We start from the raw sequence: 22,596 nt of genomic DNA on the forward strand, positions 1-22,596 counted from the left end.
AGGTTCTTATTTTTAAAGAGCTTTTCTAACATTTTCAGCAACTTAGTTGCTCGTCGTTAGGGGTGCGTATCTTACTTCACACCGTGAGAGAGTCAAGCGTTTTTTTAAAATTCTTTTTTCTCTCTTCCCAACTCGCTGTGTGACTTTCGTCTCACTCCGTGTCGGTGGATGCGCAGTATAGGGGGTTGAGAAATTAGCACAAGCGTTTTTTGCAAAAAAACTTTCAACCGAACAAATAACAAGCATTCTGCATAGATACTCAACGATCTTGTCTAATATTTCGGGTTGCAGAGGATCTTTTCATGATGAAACACCTGACTTCTGCATTAAAAGATCGCCGATTTCTTTGTGATTTTGATTGCTGATCTTATCTCTCTTGGTTCTTTTTTCTCTTTCTATCTATATAAAGACGAAAAAAAGAGCAGAACGATGACGAACTGCTCTTTTGGTCTTTGCTTTTTATTTGGGGTACTTCAGGTGAAGTCTTGGAAAAGTGTTTCTTCTATATATAGAAGAAAAGATCAGAGCATCCTTGCCCTTCTCTTTACGACAGATTAGTTAGGGGTATATCTAAATGTCGTTATTGTTCGATGACGCATTGAGCTCGTAAGAGTGGAGCATGCTTGCATTCCCAATGACGCCATCTTCGAGAGGAACTTAGTTCTTCAATACTTTTACGGTGTAGCTACCATCTTTTTGTTGGTATAAACCGTGGATGTCGGTTTCGAAACCTGGGTAATGCGCACCGATCTCACAAAGCATCTCTAGGAAGTCCAGCACAGGGCGAGACTCTTGAGTCACCATTTCACCAGGAAGTACTAGTGGCACACCTGGAGGGTAAGGAAGGATCATATTCGCACTTACGCGGCCAACCATTTCTTCCAGTTTGATTTCTTCTACGTTACCGCGAAGCTCTTCTTGCCATGCTGCGTGTGGTGTTACTTTCATTTCTGGAAGTACATCGAACGCTTTGTACATTAGCTCTGGTAGGTTGTATTTCTTAGTTAGGTCATGAATTGCTTGTGCTAGTTCTTGAACACGCATGCCTTCATAGAAGCTTGGGTCTTCATTGTATAGCGAAGGTAGGAAGCTCTTGATGGTTAGGTTCAAGTCGTAGCCACGTTTAAATTCAGTTAGGCCGCGTAGCAATTGCATTGCTTTTGATTTGTCGATACCGATTGAGAATAGGAACAACAAGTTGTATGGACCTGTTTTCTCTACCACGATGCCGCGCTCGTCTAGGAATTTAGCCACCAGCGAAGCAGGAATACCTGATTCTTCTAGTTCGCCTTCTTTATTCATCCCCGGAGTCAGTAGCGTGACTTTGATTGGGTCAAGATACATGTGGTTGTCATCCATGTTCTTGAAGCCGTGCCATGTATCGCTAGGGTCTAGTTTCCAACATTCTGTGGTATCGATGTTTTCTGGTTGCCATACATCGAAGAACCAGCTGTCACTTTCTGCTTCTAGGCGTTTGATCTCTTTACGGAAGCGAATTGCGCGATCGATAGAGTCTTGCATCAACTTCTTACCAGTGTTGCCGCGCATCATTGCCGCTGCAGTTTCAGTAGAAGCAACAATGCCGTACTGAGGTGAAGTTGAAGTGTGCATCATGAATGCTTCGTTGAAAGACTCTTTATCAAAGTCACCTTTCACGTGAATCATTGAAGCTTGTGAGAACGCTGCCAACAGTTTGTGTGTTGATTGTGTCTCGTAGAACACTTTGCCTGGCATCGCTTCACCACTCATACCACATTTACCTTCGTAAATTGGGTTGAAGTTAGTGTAAGGCACCCAAGCACTGTCGAAGTGGATGTGTTTACAATCTAGCGACTCTTTGATGAATTGTGTGTTGTACAGCAAGCCATCGTAAGTTGAGTTAGTCACTACTGCGTAAGTTGGTGCTGTTGCACCTGGTGTTTTCGCCACTTTCTCTGCAATGACATCGCGGCTGAATTCGCTTTGTGGAATACCACCAAGGATGCCGTATGCGTTACGAGTTGGGCGGAAGTAGATTGGTGTCACGTCGCTCATCATCATTAGGTGAGTCAGAGATTTGTGACAGTTACGGTCAACCAGTACTGTGCTGCCCGCAGGTGCTGAGTACATGCCAACAATTTTGTTCGATGTAGACGTACCGTTCGTTACGATGTACGAGCTGTCTGCATTGAATGTACGTGCGATGTATTCTTCTGCATCTTTATGTGGACCTGAGTGGTCTAGTAGAGAACCTAGTTCAGGCATTGAAATTGATACGTCCGCTTTGAATGTGTTTGGACCGTAAAAATCGTAGAAGATGCTACCAGCAGGGCTTTTCTGGAATGCAGTACCGCCCATGTGACCTGGAGTACAGAAGGTGTATTTACCTTCTTCTACGTATTTGAATAGCGCTTTAGTGAATGGAGGCATGATGGCATCTTTGTATGCCTCAGTCGCTTGGTTGATTTTGATAGCGATGTCGTCAGCCATACCTAAAGCGTACTCGAAGAAGCTCACGTTTAGACGTAGGTCTGTTAGTGAAATGTCTAGAGTAGACTGTTCGTTAGCAAATGCGTGAACAGGCAGTTTTTCGTTGATTTGGCTGATACGTTCACATAGCTCTAGTGAGTATTTATCCCAGTCGAACAGCACACCGCAAATGCGTGGGTTCATCTCAATCATTTTGATCAAGTCTTTATCATCTACTGGGTAAACCACTTCGTAGCCCGCTTTCTCAAGAGCAGCGTGAAGTTGACGAACTGGCTCTTCTTTAAAGAACACACCCATGTGGTTCAAGATAGCGAATATATTCATTTGGACATCTCCAAGGCGAATGAGGGCGCTCTTTGCCATTTACAGGCAATGAGTAAGGTGAGCGCCGCGTGAATTTGGGTTTTATGGGCTGGCACCGTAGTGCCAGCGTTTTGGGGATTAGTTGCTTGCTTGGGCAGGCATGTCGTCAGCGTGCATTTTCACGTACTGAGCAAGACCTGCTTTTTTGCTGTAGAACATCAAGATAACTAGAGACACGATGAAGGTTGCTGTTAGCGTACCGCCCTCTGCACCAGCTAGTGCGATGAAGCAGAACAGACAAGCCACACCAGAGAACAGCATTACGAAGCCGTTGCGTGTTGTCATACCTTCGAAGCGAATCAAGTTAATGCTTGAGTAGAAGTAAGGCAGCATAGTTAGTAGAACTGCGTCAGTCGTTAGTTGGTTGAACAGATCTGATGCGTGTGCTGTTTTAGAGCTGAAGAACATCAGTACAACCATCAGTGCAGTCATCTTGATTGACGCAAGGATTAGACCTTTCTTAGGCACACCGTTTTTGTCAGTTTCGCCGTAGATTTTAGGGAAGTTGCCATCGCTCGCGGCACGTTTACCAGCCTCGCCCACCAGCATCATCCAAGAACCTAGCGAAGTGAAACATGCTAGTGCTGTGAATGCTGATACGAATGGTGCAGTCCAGCTACCGAATAGCTCAGTGGTTGCCAATGCAAATGGCGCACCTGATGCCGCAACTTCTGACGCTGGGAACATGCCGCTGATCATTTGAGTTGATAGGATGTAAATCACACCTGCAATACCAGTACCTAACATAGTTGCTAGTGGTACAGTCCGTTTAGGGTTTTCTACCATACCAGTAGATACCGCTGCTGATTCCACACCTACGAATGACCATAGGCAGATAAGAACCGCTGTTACTACCGCGTGGCTGTCAGTGCCTGCTGATACGTTCCAGTTTTGGCTGTAAAGCGCAGTATCGAAGTGCGTCCAACCAAACGCAGCTGTACCAACAACTGGGATAAGGATAAGAACTAGACCAAGCGTACATAGACGGCTTACCCAGCTACCACCAAGTAGGTTGACGAAAGTGAAGATCCATACCGATGCAATCGTCGCAATACCTGCTGGGATTGGGTTATTAAGCACAGGGAAGAATACAGAAAGGTAAGAAACACCTGTAATGGCAATAGCCAGGTTACCAATCCAGTTCGCGTGGTAATAAAGAACGCCCGTTTGGAAACCAAATACCGGAGACACTTCGCCAGCATAAGCGATAGGACCACCTTCTTGTGGGTTTTTGGTTGCCAGACGAGCGTAAACGAACGCCAGACTCAGTGCTCCGACCAAACAGATCAGCCAACTGAAGATTGAAACAGAGCCTACAGAGGCAAGACTAGAAGGTAATAGTGCAATACCACTACCCATCATGTTACCGGCTACGACACCCGTACAGGCAATAAGGCCGATTTTTTTCGCATTCGATGACATAACATCTCCAAATCTATTCTACTCGAGTCAACATGACTCAAACTGAATGGTTATTAGCGAGATGCTATGAGGAAGAACCTGCTCGACCTCGCTAAATTTCGAAGTGAAGACTACGCCCAAAAATCGGGAAAAAAATAAACTTGGTGTTATCAATAAAATGATTAGTTCATCAACATCAAGTTGAGATAAACATGATAAACACAAAAATGTAAAACTATATTATTCATACGGTTATAAGAAAAACATCAAACCTTCTACCGATAGATAAACTCTCATCAACTCGTTGGTCATCGCGATAAAAGTTATCAACCTCTATCAACTTCCCCATCCCTAAGGGTTGATTCCCTGAAGTGTTGATTCCATAAATCTCTCCCTGCTCGCGCTTCTTGACCCATATCAATATTCATCTCGCATGCAAGAAAGCATCAGAATCATTCTCGCCACATAATTTAGCCGAGATAGAGATAGAGATAGAGATAGAGATAGAGATAGAGATAGAGATAGAGATAGAGATAGAGATAGAGAAGCAAAGCGGGTATGCATTCCCGTTGCAAGCTTGCGTTGTTAGCTCCTTCGTAAGTCATTGCCTCACCGCCTCACCCTTTTCACTTTTCGACAGCGACAAAAAAGCCCCTCATCGAAATGAGGGGCTAGCATTAGACTGACGTTGAGTCCGAGAGAATTAAAGCATTCGAACGACAGAAGGGTGAACGGCGCGATACATGGCGTAATCAATCGCCTTCATGTTACTTGGGAAGACCAAGTTTTCGCACAGCAGGTACGTCTCAACCGACGTATCAATATAGAAAGCTTCACTGTAAGACTCACTGGCCAAATCCAGATCACCATCCAATTCGGCGTGCTTACCGCGAATCACATAGGAAAGCACTGAATCACGTAACCTCAATGCCTGTCCGAGATGCCGCTTGGCTAACGCCATGTCACCAATGATGGTTTCGTGCAGTGCTAAAGCTTCATAAATTCGCGGTTGAATTGGCCCCACCATCATTTTCACATTAGTCTCTAGTGCTTCACTGAGCTGCTGCATTCGCCCTTTCTTCAACTCCTGTGAGAAATCAAGTGCCTTTTGTACATGGTAAGCAATCAACAACTCAGCTTGAACGTAAGCATTATCCGGCTCGATTTCTAAAATGTTTTCCATCAAGTCGATACCTTGGCGGAATTGTTTAGTATCAGAGACATTAAGGTAATGGTTAGCCTGAACAAACAACTCCAACGCGTCGGGATTCATTGGCATTCCCGCCACCAGCATCGTAGATTTCAATTTGGCATCCGACACTTTCAGCACTTGCATCAAATCCAACGACGCTTGTTGAAGCACTGTCTTTAAATGACTACTGGTTAACGCGTATTGACGACTAAACAACACTTTCTCAGATGAGTTATTGCGATATTCCACCTCTAAAAAGCTGCCACCGTCATTCTCACGAACTCTCACCACAACCGATTTACCAGGCACAATGCCAGAAGTAAACGACGCCTTCTTTAGCATGACTCGGTAATCACTGACTTGAGCAATGTCGGACATCAACTTTTGGGCGAATCCGTCTGCCAAATCGTAGCTTAATCCTTCACTCGTAAAATTATCTTGAAACTTGAACTCAATCAGATGGGTATCGATGGCTTGGGTAATACGCACTTCCGATTGCTTGTAGGTAAACACGCCCATCACTACGACCAACATACTGATCCAGATGAAGTTCATAATTCCCAATCGCCAAGGACTGATTTTGTTTTTGCTCTGAGGGGCTTTTTTCTCTTTTGACATCTCGCAGACCGCGCGAGTTAGAGGACCGGCAGGAAAGGTAACGGCTGGTGCTATAGGTAGACAATCCTCTTCCGATTCTTCAACCGAAGGTGGGATCTCTTCATTTTGCCGACTTGTGACAAACTCTTCATGCGTCATAGCAACCACGTTCGCTACCAGCTTATAGCCACGCTTGGGCACCGTGATAACGTAGTTGGTATTTTCCTCTCGACCGTCACGTAGTAGCTTACGCAACTCAAAGATGGATTGAGTCACCACTTGATCGGTCACAATCGCTCCAGCCCAAACGTACTGAATCAATTCCTCGCGGTTGAACACCTCATTCGCATGCTCCGCTAAGAAGTGCAAAAGATTAATTAAGCGTGGCTCAACAGTAACTTCCCTATCTTGTCGATACAGCTTATTTTCATCAACGCTCAAAACCCAGTCATTGATTTGAAAATAGACTCCAACCATGTATGAAAACTCTCGTATCTACAGACAGCGTTACGCTAGGAATCAGACAATGGTCGATTCCTACAAGTAACTAAAGGCAAGATTATAGGTGGGAAAGCAGCGTGTACCTAGAAAAGCAAGTCGCCAAAAATGCAAACTTAAGTTAAGTGATGCAAGAATGAGACTACTCAAGTGCTGCAAGGATAGAGCAATGTGTGGCGTCATCGTCTGTATGACCACAACAAGCATCATTAATCTTCTTTAACGCTCGGCGAATTTTCGTCAGCTCGTTAATTTTCCCATCAATCAGCTCTAACTTAGCAGAAGTAATGGCTTTTACCTCTGCACAGCTGTGTTCTGTCGCTTCTAACTTAATTTCTAACAGGTCTTTAATTTCATCCAGACTCAAGCCAAGATCTTTACCTTTGAGGATAAAGTGCACCTGCTTTTGATTCTCTTCATCATACAAGCGGTAGCCTGATTCGCTTCGCCCTGCGGGTTTTATTAGCGCGTTTTTCTCGTAGAAACGCAATGTATCGGCAGTCACACCACAACGTTTTGCCAGTTCACCTATCTGAAACATAACTTTCCCTATTAACTATCTCGTTACTTTTAAAGCTAAAGAACGACTTTTTTGCAATTATTTTTGAGATGCCAAACGATTGCGCGAGCTTTTTTGTAATAAATTGGTTAGAATACGCGCCATCAAATGTGGAGACTGTTTTCTAACCAGAAAACACCCTGCAAAGGTCTTTACCAAAACTGGCCAATATTTTACCCCAAGAGGTAAAAACAAGTTCATTTTTGGCAAACATCTTTAACTCCGTGAATTTGAGGAAAATGGAAGCATGAATAACGCTCGTCCTATTCGCCGTGCGCTTATCAGCGTATCAGACAAAACAGGTATTGTTGAGTTTGCGCAAGCTCTTGCTGAGCGCGGTGTCGATATCCTATCTACTGGTGGTACAGCTCGCCTACTTGCCGAACAAGGCATCGCCGTAACCGAAGTCTCTGACTACACTGGTTTCCCAGAAATGATGGACGGCCGCGTTAAAACGCTTCACCCAAAAGTTCACGGTGGTGTGCTTGGTCGTCGTGGCCAAGATGATGACGTGATGGAAAAGCACGGCATCAACCCTATCGATATGGTTGTCGTTAACCTATACCCATTCGCAGAAACCGTTGCTAAAGAAGGCTGTACGCTTGCTGATGCGGTTGAGAACATCGACATCGGTGGTCCAACAATGGTTCGCTCTGCAGCGAAAAACCACAAAGACGTGACTATCGTTGTGAACGCTCACGACTACAACCGCGTTATCGCTGAAATGGACGCGAACGAGAAATCTCTAACACTAGAAACTCGTTTCGACCTAGCTATCGCAGCATTCGAGCACACAGCATCTTACGACGGCATGATCGCAAACTACTTCGGCACTATGGTTCCATCTTACGGTGAGAACAAAGACGGTGATGAAGAGAGCAAATTCCCTCGTACGTTCAACCAACAGTTCGAGAAGAAGCAAGACATGCGCTACGGTGAGAACAGCCACCAAGCAGCCGCATTCTACGTTGAAGCAAACCCACAAGAAGCATCCGTTTCTACTGCTCGCCAAATCCAAGGTAAAGCCCTTTCTTACAACAACATCGCAGACACGGACGCAGCGCTTGAATGTGTGAAAGAGTTCAACGAGCCAGCATGTGTAATCGTAAAACACGCAAACCCATGCGGTGTTGCTCTAGGTAAAGACATCCTAGAAGCGTACAACCGTGCTTACCAAACTGACCCAACATCTGCATTCGGCGGCATCATTGCATTCAACCAAGAACTGGATGCTGAAACAGCAACCGCTATTGTTGAGCGTCAATTCGTTGAAGTGATCATCGCACCTTCTGTTTCTGCTGAAGCGATTGAAGTGGTTGCCGCGAAGAAGAACGTACGTCTACTTGAGTGTGGCGAATGGACAACGAAGACAACTGGCTTTGACGTGAAACGCGTGAATGGCGGTCTACTGGTTCAAGACCGCGACCAAGGCATGGTAAGCCTAGACGACCTAAAAGTGGTTTCTAAGCGCCAGCCAACAGAAGAAGAGCTAAAAGATGCACTGTTCTGCTGGAAAGTAGCGAAATACGTGAAATCTAACGCGATCGTTTACTCGAAAAGCGACATGACTATCGGTGTAGGTGCTGGCCAAATGAGCCGCGTTTACTCTGCGAAAATCGCAGGCATCAAAGCTGCAGACGAAGGTCTACAGGTTGAAGGTTGTGTAATGGCATCAGATGCATTCTTCCCATTCCGTGACGGCATCGACGCGGCTGCAGAAGCGGGCATCAAGTGTGTGATTCAGCCAGGTGGCTCTATGCGTGATGACGAAGTTATCGCAGCAGCCGACGAGCACGGCATGGCGATGATCTTTACCGGTATGCGTCACTTCCGCCACTAATCCTCTCGTCTTCACTGGGACGATAACTGCGTTGACGGCGTTCACTTATCCTAATCACATAGCATACTATGCTCATAGGAATAAGTTCACTTGTCGCCTTGTCCTCGTCCCATTGAATTAGAGAGGCCATACTCAGGTCTTTGCGAAATATCTGAGTTTGAGCAAACGGTATTTATAAGATTAAGGATTTTCATATGCGAGTTTTAATCATTGGTTCAGGCGGTCGTGAACATGCGCTAGGTTGGAAAGCGGCACAAAACCCAAATGTTGAGACTATCTTCGTTGCACCAGGCAACGCAGGTACAGCACTAGAGCCAAAACTAGAGAACATAAACATCGATGTAGAAGACATCACTGGCCTTGTTGCTTTCGCCAAAGAGAAGGCGATTGAACTGACTATCGTTGGCCCAGAAGCACCATTGGTTATTGGTGTGGTTGATGCGTTCCGCGAAGCGGGCTTACCAATCTTTGGCCCGACCCAAGCAGCAGCACAGCTTGAAGGATCTAAAGCGTTTACCAAAGACTTCCTTGCTCGTCACCAAATTCCAACGGGTGCCTACGCGAATTTCACTGAAATCGAGCCAGCTCTTGCTTACGTACGTGAGCAAGGTGCACCGATCGTAGTAAAAGCTGACGGCCTTGCTGCTGGTAAAGGCGTTATCGTAGCGATGACGCTAGAAGAAGCTGAGGATGCAATCAAAGACATGCTAGCAGGCAACGCATTTGGTGATGCTGGTAGTCGTGTCGTTATCGAAGAGTTCCTAGATGGTGAAGAAGCAAGCTTCATCGTGATGGTGGATGGTGAGAACGTTCTGCCAATGGCCACCAGCCAAGACCACAAACGCGTAGGCGACAAAGATACGGGTCCTAACACCGGTGGCATGGGCGCGTACTCGCCAGCTCCAGTGGTAACACAGGAAATCCACAACCGCATCATGGAAGAAGTGATTTACCCAACAGTACGTGGCATGGCCGCTGAAGGTAACCCTTACACTGGTTTCCTATACGCGGGTCTTATGATCGACAAAGACGGCACTCCGAAAGTAATCGAGTACAACTGCCGCTTCGGTGATCCAGAGACACAACCTATCATGATGCGCATGGAATCGGATCTTGTTGATCTGTGCCTAGCGGCAATCGACGAGAAGCTAGATCAAGCGGAATCGAAGTGGGATCCACGAGCATCGATTGGTATCGTGCTAGCAGCCGGTGGTTACCCAGCAGCGTACAACAAAGGCGACGTTATTTCGGGTCTGCCACAAGTTGAAATTGAAGGCGAAAAAGTCTTCCATGCTGGTACAGATAACAAAGATGGCGACATCGTGACAAACGGTGGTCGTGTTCTTTGTGCAACCGCACTTGGCAACAGCGTATCAGAAGCGCAGCAGCGTGCTTACGAGCTTGCAAAACAGATCCGTTGGGATGGCATGTTCCATCGCAACGACATCGGCTACCGTGCAATTGCACGTGAGCAAGAAAAATAAAAACAACATAAGTTGGCTAAAAAACAAAAGGCGCACTCAGCGCCTTTTTTATTGTTCTTGTTCGAGAGAGTTCGAAGCAATGTTTATTCAGAGATCAACGTTGGCCGAGAAACACAATCAAAGTCATCGTCATTGAGCATCAACAGTTCATCGACCATTGCTTTGTTTCGTGACTGCTTGCCGACAAAAGCCACATAACTGTCTACCGATGAGAGACGCTCGATAATAAATTTTGGCAACGTCTGATTAAACTCGAGCGTCGAGAACACCTTACCTTTGCAGGTTTCAAACGATTGACCATTCCAATAACCTTGAATAAGGCTCTGATTGTTACGAGACTGCGCCTTAACCGATGCCACTACGTCATTCGCTTCTGCTTTGTAGCGCTCTAATTGGTCATGCTGAAGTGGTAAGACTTTACGGTTAACACGATATTTTTGGTAAACCGCTTCGCCATCTTTATTGAAACGGATGTGGATTTGAAAAGGCACCAACTCTTGTTTGGTATCAACTTGCTCGCCTTTTCGAATCAACTCTCGCAACTCACCTTCATCCCAGCGATAATCACTCTTGAACCAACCATTGTCCCCCATAGTCACATAATCAGCCGCCGTACTCACACGAGTGAGTTTCTCTGTCATCCAGTACAAGCTGCTAGCATCTCCCGCAACTTTACCACCAGAAAAATGCGTGAATTGTTCTAAATTAGGAGTTTCAACCGATGAACAGCCAAAAAGGGTAAGGCTAGATAGGAGAAGTGAAGTGAGTAGATGTTTTTTCATGAAATTGCACCGAGGCAGGATACCTCGGTGCATTCTAACTTAGTTTACTGATTCTTTCAGCGCTTTACCTGCTACGAATGCTGGTACGTTAGCTGCTGCGATTTGAATCTCGTCACCAGTCTTAGGGTTACGACCAGTACGTGCAGCGCGGTGGTTTACTTTGAATGTACCAAAACCAATTAGTTGAACTTGGTCACCCTCTTTAAGTGCGCCAGTTACACCATCAAGAGTCGCTTCAAGAGCAGCTTTTGCTTGTGCTTTTGATAGGTCTGCTTTCTCTGCGATAAAGTCGATTAATTGGGTCTTGTTCATTAGGTTTCCCTTCTCATAGGTTATCGAATTCGTCTCACTCTAAAACATAAATGCCCCATCTGGCAAAGGTTTGTAAGCGATCTTTCGATTTTCTGACGTACTTTTAGCCATAATATGAGTAATAACTCACAATTTGTTACCACATACCCCCTGAAAACCCTTGCTTTCCAAGGTATTTGGACCAATTTATAAGTCACTTTTGCGGTTATAATAGCTGCAAATAACCACTATCAAACTACATTCAAGGGCAACTATGCTGCTGTTATCCATTTATATCTCTATTGCAATCGGCATTTCGTTTATCTGTTCGGTGCTGGAGGCGGTACTGCTGAGTATCAGTCCGAGCTACATTGCGCAGCTCAATCAACAGGGGCATCCCGCAGCTGGGCAATTGGCTAAGCTGAAATCAGATATCGACCGACCACTGGCATCTATTCTGACTTTAAACACCATCGCTCACACTATCGGCGCGGCCACTGCTGGTGCACAAGCTGCAGTTGTATTTGGTAGCGAAGCATTAGGTATCTTTTCGGCAGTGCTGACATTGGCGATCTTAGTGCTTTCAGAAATCGTACCGAAGACGATTGGCGCGACCTACTGGCGTCAGTTGGCACCCACTGCCGCGGTCGCATTGCGTTGGATGGTATGGGCGCTTACACCCTTTGTTTGGTTCTCAGAGCAAATCACCAAGCGTCTTGCTCGTAACCACGAAGCTCCAAAGATGCGTGATGAGCTGTCTGCAATGGCGATTCTGGCACGTGAAAGCGGTGAATTTGCCGAGGGTGAATCAAAAATCTTAAGCAACTTGCTTGGCATCCAAGATGTACCCGTAACGCAGGTTATGACGCCACGACCAGTAGTATTCCGTGTCGATGCCACAATGACCATCAATGAGTTCCTAGAAAAACACAAAGATACGCCTTTCTCACGCCCATTGGTTTACAGCGAACAGAAAGATAACATCATTGGTTTTGTGCATCGCCTTGAGTTGTTCAAACTACAACAATCAGGTTGTGGACAGAAACAGTTGGGAGCAATCATGCGCCCAATTCAAGTGGTGCTAAACAATACCACTTTACCTAAAGTATTCGACCAGATGATGACTCATCGCTTACAGCTGGCACTTGTTGTTGATGAATACGGTACCGTGCTAGGTTTGGTAACGTTGGAAGATATTTTTGAACACCTCGTAGGCGAGGAGATCATCGACGAAGCAGATAAAAGCACTGACATGCAGGAGCTGGCTTACCAACGCTGGGAAAGCTGGAAAGAAATGCACGGCGTAATCGAAAGCCGCGATGACGATGAAGAAGATAATGAGCCGGAGAAGCAGGATAAAGAGCCAGAAGCTCAAGAGCCACCGAAACCCGACTCGAAAGAATCGTAATCAGCATTAGGTATAACAGCTTAAACGCACAAAAAAGGCATCCAGTTAGGATGCCTTTTTCTATTTATTCAACGATTAAAGTGCAATACCGATGTTGCTCACACCTTCTTCACGTAGCTCTTCACGCAAATCTTTAATCAAGCTGATGTCACGTTCTACCGCTTCACGCAGCGGACGGAAGATAGCCCACTGGACGTCCCACTCTTCACATACGGCTTCGTTTTCTTTCTGGTTGTCGTTAGTGATTGGCTCTGCGCCTTGTGCTTGCTCTAGATCAGCAACGGTTTGTACCGACTGTTGACTCACTTTAAGCATTGAATCGAAAAGGTAGTCGCGGTCCAATAGACCATGCAGTAACGTAGACAAACCCTGACACGCGTCCATCGCTGGGTAAACGCCGTAAAAATCGAACTCATCCGCACTTGGGAACAACTCTTCTAACTTCTCCAATTGACGTTCGAAGTTAATTTTCGCGTTCTTAACTGTCAAAATTTCCCATACACTATCAAGAATCGCTCGGTAAGCACGCGGGTCAGCAAATTCTGTATTCTCACAAAACATCGCATAGTTTGGATACATGCGTTCACACAGACACGCCATAAAGGTAATTTGTTGCCAAGGTTCTAGTTTTTCTAAACGAACCTGAAGAGGATTCTTAAGCATAGTCACTCAATCATTGAAGAAAAAAACAGCGAAAGTGTACTTGATTCATCACAGGGAAAAAAGTTAATGCCGCATTCAAATCAGATTTTCCTGCTCTCAGAGCATCGCGACACCTACAAAACGTTACTGGCAGAGAAAAATCTGCCCGATCTTTGTCTCACCGACCAACCAGAAGCCGCTCAGATCGTACTAGCGGATCCACCCTTACTATCACAAAGCTTAGACGAATTTTCACAGCTTGAATGGATGCAATCCACGTTTGCTGGTGTCAACGCCTTAACATCCCCTAGCCTTCGTCAGGACTATACTCTAACTAACGTTCGAGGCATCTTTGGTCCACTGATTGCTGAATATGTTTTGGGTTACAGTATTGCCCATTACCGCCACTTTGCCCAATACCACCAGCAGCAACAAAACAAACAATGGCAGCCTCACCTGTACACGTCATTAAAAAGTAAAACCATGGTAATTCTTGGTACCGGTAGCATTGGGGGCTATCTGGGCAACGCCGCTAAAGCAATGGGGATAAAAACTATCGGTATTAACCGCACAGGTATCCCTACTCCAGGCGGCGAGTTTCATCAGACCTTTCATATCAATGAACTAAGTAAGGCATTTGAGCAAGCCGACATCGTTGTGAATACTCTACCAAGTACACCTGAGACGCGACAGTTACTTAATCGTCAAACGCTCAGCCAACTAAATCAGGCGTTATTGTTTAACGTAGGTCGTGGCGACGTACTGGATGAGGCAGGGTTGCTCTTCGCTCTGAAAAACCGTTGGGTAGAACACGCCTTCTTAGATGTGTTTGAGCAAGAACCGTTGTCGGTAGAGCATCCATTTTGGAAACTACCGCAAGTCACCATCACTCCACACATTGCTGCGCTGAGTTTTCCCGAGCAAGTCATCGAGATTTTTGCTGACAACTATCTACGCTGGCGCGATGGGTTTTCATTAAATTATCAAGTGGATTTCGAAAAGGGTTACTAAGAATGTCGTTAGACGAGCTATTGCAGCAAGTGAGGGCCTGCCAGATCTGCGCGGATAATTTACCTTTGGGCGCAAACCCTGTCGTACAAGCAGCAAAAGGGGCACGCATCCTAATCATCGGTCAGGCCCCTGGCACACGTGTACACAAAACCTCGATACCTTGGAATGACCCAAGTGGTGATCGATTACGCCAATGGCTCGATATCGACAAAGACGTTTTCTACGACCCAAATAAAATTGCCATTGTCCCAATGGGATTCTGTTATCCAGGCAAAGGGAACTCTGGTGATTTACCGCCTCGTAAAGAATGTGCGCCCACTTGGCATAAAAAGATTCTTGAGCAACTGCCCAATATAGAGCTCACTCTACTAATTGGTCAGTACTCGCAGCAGTACTATCTCACCAACAAACCAAAGACGCTCACGCAAACTGTTCAGCAATGGCAAGATTGGGAACCGGACTTTATCCCGCTCCCTCACCCATCTCCACGCAATACATTGTGGTTAAAGAAGAACCCTTGGTTTGAATCTGACGTCGTGCCATACCTTAAAAAACGCGTTCACTCGATGCTTTAGGTTACCCATGATCTAATTGCTTTTTTATCTGTACAAGAAAATTAGAACATAAAAGCCGAGGTCATAAGTATTTGTTTATATTGAATTTTAATGTCTAATGTACAGCTAGAGTAGTAATTAGATCATAGTAGGCCAAATACTACTAGAGCTGTACAGCCTTGAGTCTCAGATAGAAAAACTGAATTTTAGGTAAAAAAATACCGGCACTGAATGCCGGCATTTGATTTCAAAAAGTCGAAGTTACTTGTGGTACGGCTTAGATAGCTCGTGTACCGCTTCCACAAATACGCCCGCGTTTTCTGGCGGCACATCCAAATGGATACCGTGACCTAGGTTGAACACATGACCAGTACCTGCATCACCAAAACCTTCTAGAATACCCGCGACTTCTTCACGGATACGCTCTGGTGAAGCGTAAAGCATTGATGGGTCCATGTTACCTTGCAGAGCCACTTTATCACCGATACGTGCTTTCGCGTCTGCAATGTTGATTGTCCAGTCTAGACCAACCGCATCACAGCCCGTTGCAGCGATTTGCTCAAGCCACATGCCGCCATTCTTAGTAAACAGTGTGACTGGCACGCGACGACCGTCGTTTTCACGAATCAGACCATCTACAATCTTGTGCATGTATTGCAGTGAGAACAGATTGTAATCACGAGGCGTTAGTACGCCACCCCATGTGTCAAATACCATTACCGATTGCGCACCCGCTTTAATTTGCGCGTTTAAGTACTCGATAACGCTGTCTGCCAGCTTATCTAGAAGTAGGTGCAGAGTTTGTGGTTCCGCGTACATCATCTTCTTTATCTTGGTAAACGCTTTAGAGCTACCACCTTCGATCATATACGTCGCAAGAGTCCAAGGACTACCAGAAAAACCAATCAGCGGCACTTCACCCTTCAGGTCTTTACGGATCTGGCGTACTGCGTTCATTACGTATTGCAGTTCACCTTCAGGATCTGGCAAACCAATTTTTTCCACGTCGGCTTTGCATGTAATTGGGTTATCAAAAACAGGCCCTTCACCCGCAGCAAAACGCAAACCAAGCCCCATTGCATCTGGAATCGTTAAGATGTCCGAGAATAAGATCGCGGCATCAAGAGGAAAACGGCGTAATGGTTGAAGTGTCACTTCGGATGCTAATTCTGCATTTCGACACAAAGACATGAAATCACCCGCTTCTGCACGAGTCGCTTTGTATTCTGGTAGGTAACGACCTGCCTGGCGCATCATCCATACTGGCGTGTAATCTACCGGCTCTTTTAAAAGCGCACGCAGATAACGATCATTTTTTAATTCAGTCATTCCGTAATTCCAACTGTTAGGCTTTCTGTGAAAGGGGGTATTCTATCACTGATTTAAGTCCAATAGCTGTGTGCTTTGCAACCTGGATCAAGTTATTAACTTTTAAATCAATGCTTAATTTGCACCCAATCGGTATCAGTGTTAAAAATTTGTTCGCTAGCGAAAACTACAATTATAAACTGAGTACTTAGTACTCAGCATCTCATAACGACATCTTACTTACCCCCTCCCTCTCGGAGGGTTTTTTTTATCTATTTATCAGACAATTAGAGTCTATATCTTTCAGCGTTTGTTCGATAAGTGCTCTTGCAATCGTTCCTTTAGGCGCAACAGGCGGCATCTCGTCGATACCAAACCATTGTGCATCAGACAGCTCAGTGTAGTCTGGACTTAACTCTCCCGATTCATAGTCAGCTAAAAACCCCATCATCATACTGGATGGGAAAGCCCAAGGCTGGCTGCCAAAGTAACGAATATTTTTAACGAGAATTCCCGTTTCTTCATGAATTTCTCGAGCCACGCACTCTTCTAATGTCTCACCGACTTCTAGAAAACCCGCAATAACCGTATACATACCATTTCGATGCCTTGGATGTTGGGCTAATAAGATCTGATTTTCTTTACGTACAGCAACGATAATACACGGAAATATTCTAGGATAATGAAGGGTGCGACATTCACCACACTGCATGGCTAACTGGTTATTATTAAGAAAGTTTCTTCCTCCGCACTGTGGACAAAAGCGCAAACTTTGCGTCATGTGCCCATATTGCACAGCTTTACTTAACAACATAAATAATGGCTCAGGAAAATGCAGGCAGTCACGCAGGGATACTAAAGGTAGATCATGCTCTAAATCGGCCAAGTTAAGCCACATGACGGGCGAACCAGAATACTCACCAATGGGTCTTGCACTCGTTACTGGCAGTGATAACTGCTCTGCAGACCCGAAGGGCACAGCACCATCCACCAGCCAAATTTCACTTCCTGCAACAACACACCAGTATGCATTTATCGCGCGGTTAACATCACCTTTTCTTAACATTACACCATCCCTTTGCTTGAAGTTCGTTCATTTTACTGGCAATCTAATTTCATACTAGAGTTTATCGTTAAGTAAATGCGCACTCTAAATTCTAGTAAGGACAAGAGTTTGTAATAACTTTACTAACTTTGCTTTGCAAAGGATACGTTCGCCGATGGGCGATCAGATCATGAGGGCATGGTCATGCTAAGAAAATTCAAACAAACACAAGACCAGTGGGGTGGCTCAAGTGATGTCATTGATCACTGGTTAGAGACACGACAATCCCTGATTGTTGAATATTGTAAGCTTGCAGCGCTGCAACCTTGTTCGAAAACCAATGTTATTGAACTCCCATCTCCTTCCGAACTGCAGGATTTCTGTCAGCACCTCGTTGATTACATCTCCGAAGGCCACTTTAAAATTTATGACATGGTTATGGACCGTTGGAAAGCAACCGGCTTTGTCGTGACTAATGAGATCAATCAAACCTATGGTCAAATTGTTCTAACGACTGAACCTCTATTGAACTTTAACGATAAGTACTCAGAAGTGACTGAAGATGATGAATTAAATGATTTCGATTCTGATATGTGTCTCATTGGGGAAATTCTTGAGACTCGCTTTGAAGTCGAGGACTATCTGATACAGCAAATCGCAGAAAGCCTGTCTATGCCACCTGGGGCTTAGTATTTGCAAACATTTAGAAATAGAGTGAGAGAAAAGACTGACGATCATCGTCGGTCTTTTTTGTTTCTAGCTTTATCGAAAATCCCACCGGAAGAACAAAGTAGTATAAAAACTAAAAAGGCACCCGAAGGTGCCTTTTTCTTAAGCTTTTAACGATTACTCGTTATATGACTTACTCTTCAGAAGAGAAACCAGCGTTTAGAAGTGCCGCTAGGTTATCCGTTGCTTGCTCAGCAGAAGGACCATCTTGCGCTTCAGAACGTTTAGCTTGACGCTCTTGGTGGTATGCGAAACCAGTACCAGCTGGGATCAGACGACCAACAATTACGTTCTCTTTCAGACCACGTAGGTCATCACGCTTACCAGAAACCGCAGCTTCCGTTAGTACGCGAGTTGTCTCCTGGAACGATGCCGCAGAGATGAACGACTCAGTCGCTAGAGATGCTTTAGTAATACCTAGTAGTTCACGTTCGAAACGTGCAGGCTCTTTGCCTTCAGCTTCTAGGTTACGGTTAGCAATCTTAACTTGTGAGTATTCAATCTGCTCACCAGGTAGGAACTCAGAGTCACCAGAGTGAGTAATAGTACACTTACGTAGCATCTGACGAACGATAGTTTCAATGTGCTTATCGTTAATCTTAACGCCTTGTAGACGGTAAACTTCCTGTACTTCGTTAGCAATGTACTGCGTTACCGCGTGTACGCCACGTAGACGTAGGATGTCATGTGGAGACTCTGGACCATCTGCGATCACGTCACCACGTTCAACTTTTTCACCTTCGAATACGTTCAACTGACGATGCTTAGGAATCATCTCTTCGTAAGCTTCACCGCTTTCACGTGTGATCACTAGGCGACGTTTACCTTTCGTCTCTTTACCAAAGCTCACAGTACCTGTGTGCTCAGCAAGGATTGCAGGCTCTTTCGGCTTACGTGCTTCAAATAGGTCAGCAACTCGTGGAAGACCACCGGTGATATCTTTGTTACCGCCAGACTTCTGAGGAATACGTGCTAGTGTTGCACCAACACCTACTGCTGCGCCATCTTCGATGTTCACAATCGCTTTACCAGGTAGGAAGTAGTGAGCTGGCATATCAGTACCAGGGATCATTACATCGTTACCTTGCTCGTCAACAAGTTTGATAGCTGGACGCATATCTTTACCTGCTGAAGGGCGAGCTGCTGGGTCAGTTACTTCGCTTGAAGATAGACCAGTTAAGTCATCCGTTTGACGAGATACTGTTACGCCGTCGATCATATCTACGAACTGGATGCGACCTGCTACCTCAGTAATGATAGGTAGTGTGTGCGCTTCCCAGTTTGCAACTGTTTCGCCAGCTTGAACTGTATCACCATCGCCTTTGCTTAGTAGCGTACCGTAAGGCAGTTTGTGCTTCTCTTTAGTACGACCAAACTCATCAACGATAGTTAACTCTGTCGCACGAGAAGTGATAACGATCTTACCGTCATCAGCCAATACAGATTTAGCGTTGTGTAGCTTGATAGAACCGTTGTTCTTAACTTGAACACTGTTCTCTGCCGCTGCTGTCGATGCCGCACCACCGATGTGGAACGTACGCATCGTTAGCTGTGTACCTGGCTCACCGATAGACTGAGCAGCAATAACACCCACTGCTTCACCTTGGTTCACTAGGTGACCACGTGCTAGGTCACGACCGTAACATTGTGCACAACAACCGAAGTCAGAATCACACGTTACTACAGAGCGCACTTTCATGCTGTCTACTGAGTTCTCTTCCATGATTTGACACCACTTCTCATCGATCAGGGTGTTACGTGGAATAAGAACGTCTTCAGTGCCAGGTTTTAGTACGTCTTCAGCAACAACACGACCAAGAGCAAGCTCAGAAAGTGCAACTTTAACATCACCACCCTCGATGTGAGGCATCATGTCGACACCTTCGTGAGTGCCACAGTCATGTTCAGTTACAACAACGTCTTGAGCAACGTCTACTAGACGACGAGTTAGGTAACCCGAGTTCGCTGTTTTCAGTGCCGTATCCGCAAGACCCTTACGAGCACCGTGCGTTGAGATAAAGTACTGAAGTACGTTTAGACCTTCTTTAAAGTTCGCTGTGATCGGCGTTTCGATGATTGAACCATCTGGACGCGCCATCAGACCACGCATACCCGCAAGCTGACGAATCTGTGCTGCAGAACCACGAGCGCCCGAGTCCGCCATCATATAGATGCTGTTGAATGACTCTTGCTGTTCCTCTTCACCGTCACGGTTAACTACCGTTTCAGATGAAAGGTTTTCCATCATTGCTTTCGCAACACGGTCGTTGGTCGATGCCCAGATATCGATAACTTTGTTGTAGCGTTCGCCCGCAGTAACAAGACCTGATTGGTACTGTTCCTGGATTTCACGTACTTCTTCTTCCGCTTCTGCGATTTCAGTGTACTTAGCTGCTGGTACAACCATATCGTCGATACCAACAGATACACCAGAAAGTGCCGCGTATGCGAAACCTGTGTACATGATTTGGTCAGCGAAGATTACTGTGTCTTTCAGACCTAGTTTACGGTACGCCTCGTTAAGTAGGTTAGAGATTTGCTTCTTACCTAGCTTTTGGTTAACGATGCTGTACGGTAGACCAGCTGGCACGATTTGCCATAGCATTGCACGACCAACAGTGGTGTCTACCATCTTGGTTTCTGTAGTGCTGTTGCCGTCTTCGTCTACAACAGTTTCTGTAATACGTACTTTAACGCGTGCGTGAAGCTCAGCTTGTTTAGTGCGGTATGCTTTCTCAGCCTCTTCTGGGCCAGAAAGGTACATGCCTTCACCTTTCACGTTGATCTTTTCACGAGTCATGTAGTACAGACCCAATACAACGTCCTGAGAAGGTACGATGATCGGATCACCTGACGCTGGCGACAGAATGTTGTTTGTCGACATCATCAGAGTACGAGCTTCAAGCTGTGCCTCTAGAGTTAGAGGTACGTGAACCGCCATTTGGTCACCATCGAAGTCCGCGTTGTACGCCGCACAAACAAGTGGGTGTAGCTGAATCGCTTTACCTTCGATCAGTACTGGTTCGAACGCCTGGATACCTAGACGGTGAAGTGTCGGTGCACGGTTCAATAGTACTGGGTGTTCACGGATTACTTCGTCTAGGATATCCCAAACGACCGCTTCTTCACGCTCTACCATTTTCTTAGCAGCTTTGATTGTAGTCGCAAGACCACGAGTCTCTAGCTTGCTGTAGATGAATGGTTTGAATAGCTCAAGTGCCATCTTCTTAGGAAGACCACACTGGTGTAGACGAAGGTATGGACCTACTGTGATTACAGAACGGCCAGAGTAGTCTACACGTTTACCTAGAAGGTTCTGACGGAAACGACCTTGTTTACCCTTGATCATATCAGCAAGAGATTTCAGAGGACGCTTGTTAGAACCTGTGATCGCACGACCACGACGACCGTTATCTAGTAGCGCATCAACAGACTCTTGCAGCATACGTTTTTCGTTACGTACGATGATGTCCGGAGCAGCTAGCTCTAGAAGACGCTTCAAACGGTTGTTACGGTTGATCACACGACGGTATAGATCGTTAAGATCAGAAGTCGCAAAGCGACCGCCATCTAGAGGTACTAGAGGACGTAGATCTGGCGGAAGTACTGGAAGTACAGTTAGGATCATCCACTCAGGGTTGTTACCCGATGCGATGAACGCTTCTACCAGCTTAAGACGCTTAGTTACTTTCTTACGCTTAGTTTCAGAGTTTGTTGTCTCTAACTCTTCACGCATTTGTTCTGCTTCAGCGTGCATATCCATAGAACCTAGTAGGTCCTTGATAGCTTCCGCACCCATCTTAGCAGTGAACTCATCGCCCCACTCTTCTAGACGATCTAGATACTCTTCTTCAGTAAGCATCTGACCTTTTTCTAGATCAGTCATACCAGGTTCTGTTACTACGTACATTTCGAAGTACAGAACGCGTTCGATATCACGTAGAGGGATATCCATTAGTAGACCGATACGAGACGGTAGCGATTTTAGGAACCAGATGTGAGCTACTGGTGAAGCCAGTTCAATGTGGCCCATACGGTCACGACGAACTTTAGTTTGTGTAACTTCTACACCACACTTCTCACAGATAACACCACGGTGCTTCAGGCGCTTGTACTTACCACAAAGACATTCGTAGTCTTTAACTGGACCAAAGATACGCGCACAGAACAGACCATCGCGTTCAGGTTTGAACGTACGATAGTTGATCGTTTCAGGTTTTTTAACTTCACCGAAAGACCATGAACGGATCATGTCTGGTGAAGATAGACCGATTTTGATTGCATCAAATTCTTCGGTCTTATGCTGTGCTTTTAGAAAGTTTAATAAGTCTTTCACAATCAGCTCCTGTAAGGAGTTAAAAGGAGCTCACTCGCTAAAGTGAGCACCTTCTTCCAAATAATCGCTTTGATTCTCTCGACTTTC

General features: G+C 45.5%; 16 protein-coding genes. 6 read left to right on the top strand and 10 right to left on the bottom strand.

What is annotated here, in order from left to right; all coding sequences use genetic code 11:
* Positions 1–657 precede the first annotated feature (657 nt).
* From R7Q48_RS22795 to zntR, 4 genes are all read right to left on the bottom strand, one after another.
* On the bottom strand, positions 658–2,793 hold the full coding sequence (locus R7Q48_RS22795) for a lysine decarboxylase CadA (protein WP_158174211.1): 2,136 nt from the start codon (positions 2,791–2,793) through the stop codon (positions 658–660).
* Between the two features lie 117 nt (positions 2,794–2,910).
* Positions 2,911–4,254: a cadaverine/lysine antiporter gene (gene cadB / locus R7Q48_RS22800; protein WP_017821792.1), complete on the bottom strand. Its 1,344-nt coding sequence runs from the start codon at positions 4,252–4,254 to the stop codon at positions 2,911–2,913.
* A 682-nt stretch (positions 4,255–4,936) separates the two neighbouring features.
* Positions 4,937–6,499: a lysine decarboxylation/transport transcriptional activator CadC gene (gene cadC, locus R7Q48_RS22805; RefSeq protein WP_065275609.1), complete on the bottom strand. Its 1,563-nt coding sequence runs from the start codon at positions 6,497–6,499 to the stop codon at positions 4,937–4,939.
* A 163-nt stretch (positions 6,500–6,662) separates the two neighbouring features.
* The gene (gene zntR, locus R7Q48_RS22810) at positions 6,663–7,061 is read right to left on the bottom strand and encodes a Zn(2+)-responsive transcriptional regulator (protein WP_005382529.1); all 399 of its coding nucleotides are present in this window, start codon (positions 7,059–7,061) and stop codon (positions 6,663–6,665) included.
* 265 nt (positions 7,062–7,326) lie between these two features.
* On the opposite strand from zntR, the gene purH reads away from it, so the two are divergent.
* Positions 7,327–8,919 carry a bifunctional phosphoribosylaminoimidazolecarboxamide formyltransferase/IMP cyclohydrolase gene (gene purH / locus R7Q48_RS22815; RefSeq protein WP_151514383.1) on the top strand — a complete coding sequence of 531 codons (1,593 nt, stop codon included), beginning with the start codon at positions 7,327–7,329 and terminating at the stop codon, positions 8,917–8,919.
* 194 nt (positions 8,920–9,113) lie between these two features.
* The gene (gene purD / locus R7Q48_RS22820; RefSeq protein ID WP_136977321.1) at positions 9,114–10,403 is read left to right on the top strand and encodes a phosphoribosylamine--glycine ligase; all 1,290 of its coding nucleotides are present in this window, start codon (positions 9,114–9,116) and stop codon (positions 10,401–10,403) included.
* An 83-nt stretch (positions 10,404–10,486) separates the two neighbouring features.
* Here purD and R7Q48_RS22825 read toward each other — a convergent pair whose 3' ends face one another.
* Positions 10,487–11,185: a DUF1481 domain-containing protein gene (locus R7Q48_RS22825; protein ID WP_165439089.1), complete on the bottom strand. Its 699-nt coding sequence runs from the start codon at positions 11,183–11,185 to the stop codon at positions 10,487–10,489.
* Positions 11,186–11,224: 39 nt separating this feature from the next.
* Positions 11,225–11,497: a nucleoid-associated protein HU-alpha gene (hupA, locus tag R7Q48_RS22830; protein ID WP_005382524.1), complete on the bottom strand. Its 273-nt coding sequence runs from the start codon at positions 11,495–11,497 to the stop codon at positions 11,225–11,227.
* A 253-nt stretch (positions 11,498–11,750) separates the two neighbouring features.
* Between hupA and R7Q48_RS22835 the strand changes: the two genes are divergently transcribed.
* Entirely contained in the window at positions 11,751–12,884 is a 1,134-nt protein-coding gene (locus R7Q48_RS22835; RefSeq protein WP_005382522.1) for a hemolysin family protein, read from the top strand.
* A gap of 75 nt (positions 12,885–12,959) precedes the next feature.
* Here R7Q48_RS22835 and R7Q48_RS22840 read toward each other — a convergent pair whose 3' ends face one another.
* The gene (locus tag R7Q48_RS22840; RefSeq protein ID WP_005382520.1) at positions 12,960–13,547 is read right to left on the bottom strand and encodes a YjaG family protein; all 588 of its coding nucleotides are present in this window, start codon (positions 13,545–13,547) and stop codon (positions 12,960–12,962) included.
* Positions 13,548–13,613: 66 nt separating this feature from the next.
* Between R7Q48_RS22840 and R7Q48_RS22845 the strand changes: the two genes are divergently transcribed.
* Complete coding sequence (locus R7Q48_RS22845; protein WP_256903395.1) at positions 13,614–14,537, top strand: D-2-hydroxyacid dehydrogenase; 924 nt, start codon at positions 13,614–13,616, stop codon at positions 14,535–14,537.
* Between the two features lie 2 nt (positions 14,538–14,539).
* Complete coding sequence (locus R7Q48_RS22850) at positions 14,540–15,112, top strand: uracil-DNA glycosylase family protein (protein WP_005382518.1); 573 nt, start codon at positions 14,540–14,542, stop codon at positions 15,110–15,112.
* Between the two features lie 240 nt (positions 15,113–15,352).
* Here the strand turns inward: R7Q48_RS22850 and hemE are convergent, their stop codons facing one another.
* Together hemE and nudC are read right to left on the bottom strand one after the other, a co-directional pair.
* Complete coding sequence (gene hemE, locus R7Q48_RS22855) at positions 15,353–16,420, bottom strand: uroporphyrinogen decarboxylase (protein WP_005384692.1); 1,068 nt, start codon at positions 16,418–16,420, stop codon at positions 15,353–15,355.
* Positions 16,421–16,667: 247 nt separating this feature from the next.
* Positions 16,668–17,465 (bottom strand): NAD(+) diphosphatase, encoded by a 798-nt coding sequence (gene nudC / locus R7Q48_RS22860; RefSeq protein WP_005382516.1) that lies wholly within the window; start codon positions 17,463–17,465, stop codon positions 16,668–16,670.
* A 177-nt stretch (positions 17,466–17,642) separates the two neighbouring features.
* Between nudC and R7Q48_RS22865 the strand changes: the two genes are divergently transcribed.
* Positions 17,643–18,134, top strand: coding sequence for an Rsd/AlgQ family anti-sigma factor (locus R7Q48_RS22865; protein WP_005382515.1), 492 nt, complete (start codon positions 17,643–17,645; stop codon positions 18,132–18,134).
* A 172-nt stretch (positions 18,135–18,306) separates the two neighbouring features.
* On the opposite strand, the gene rpoC is transcribed toward R7Q48_RS22865, so the two are convergent.
* A complete protein-coding gene (gene rpoC, locus R7Q48_RS22870; RefSeq protein WP_005382514.1) occupies positions 18,307–22,509 on the bottom strand; it encodes a DNA-directed RNA polymerase subunit beta' in 4,203 nt (1,400 codons plus the stop codon).
* Positions 22,510–22,596 lie beyond the last annotated feature (87 nt).

Source organism: Vibrio sp. 378, from assembly GCF_033339435.1.

Coding starts and splice junctions, on each gene's coding strand:
- R7Q48_RS22795 (WP_158174211.1), bottom strand. CDS start 2,793: ATGAATATATTCGCTATCTTGAACCACATGGGTGTGTTCTTTAAAGAA.
- cadB (WP_017821792.1), bottom strand. CDS start 4,254: ATGTCATCGAATGCGAAAAAAATCGGCCTTATTGCCTGTACGGGTGTC.
- cadC (WP_065275609.1), bottom strand. CDS start 6,499: ATGGTTGGAGTCTATTTTCAAATCAATGACTGGGTTTTGAGCGTTGAT.
- zntR (WP_005382529.1), bottom strand. CDS start 7,061: ATGTTTCAGATAGGTGAACTGGCAAAACGTTGTGGTGTGACTGCCGAT.
- purH (WP_151514383.1), top strand. CDS start 7,327: ATGAATAACGCTCGTCCTATTCGCCGTGCGCTTATCAGCGTATCAGAC.
- purD (WP_136977321.1), top strand. CDS start 9,114: ATGCGAGTTTTAATCATTGGTTCAGGCGGTCGTGAACATGCGCTAGGT.
- R7Q48_RS22825 (WP_165439089.1), bottom strand. CDS start 11,185: ATGAAAAAACATCTACTCACTTCACTTCTCCTATCTAGCCTTACCCTT.
- hupA (WP_005382524.1), bottom strand. CDS start 11,497: ATGAACAAGACCCAATTAATCGACTTTATCGCAGAGAAAGCAGACCTA.
- R7Q48_RS22835 (WP_005382522.1), top strand. CDS start 11,751: ATGCTGCTGTTATCCATTTATATCTCTATTGCAATCGGCATTTCGTTT.
- R7Q48_RS22840 (WP_005382520.1), bottom strand. CDS start 13,547: ATGCTTAAGAATCCTCTTCAGGTTCGTTTAGAAAAACTAGAACCTTGG.
- R7Q48_RS22845 (WP_256903395.1), top strand. CDS start 13,614: ATGCCGCATTCAAATCAGATTTTCCTGCTCTCAGAGCATCGCGACACC.
- R7Q48_RS22850 (WP_005382518.1), top strand. CDS start 14,540: ATGTCGTTAGACGAGCTATTGCAGCAAGTGAGGGCCTGCCAGATCTGC.
- hemE (WP_005384692.1), bottom strand. CDS start 16,420: ATGACTGAATTAAAAAATGATCGTTATCTGCGTGCGCTTTTAAAAGAG.
- nudC (WP_005382516.1), bottom strand. CDS start 17,465: ATGTTAAGAAAAGGTGATGTTAACCGCGCGATAAATGCATACTGGTGT.
- R7Q48_RS22865 (WP_005382515.1), top strand. CDS start 17,643: ATGGTCATGCTAAGAAAATTCAAACAAACACAAGACCAGTGGGGTGGC.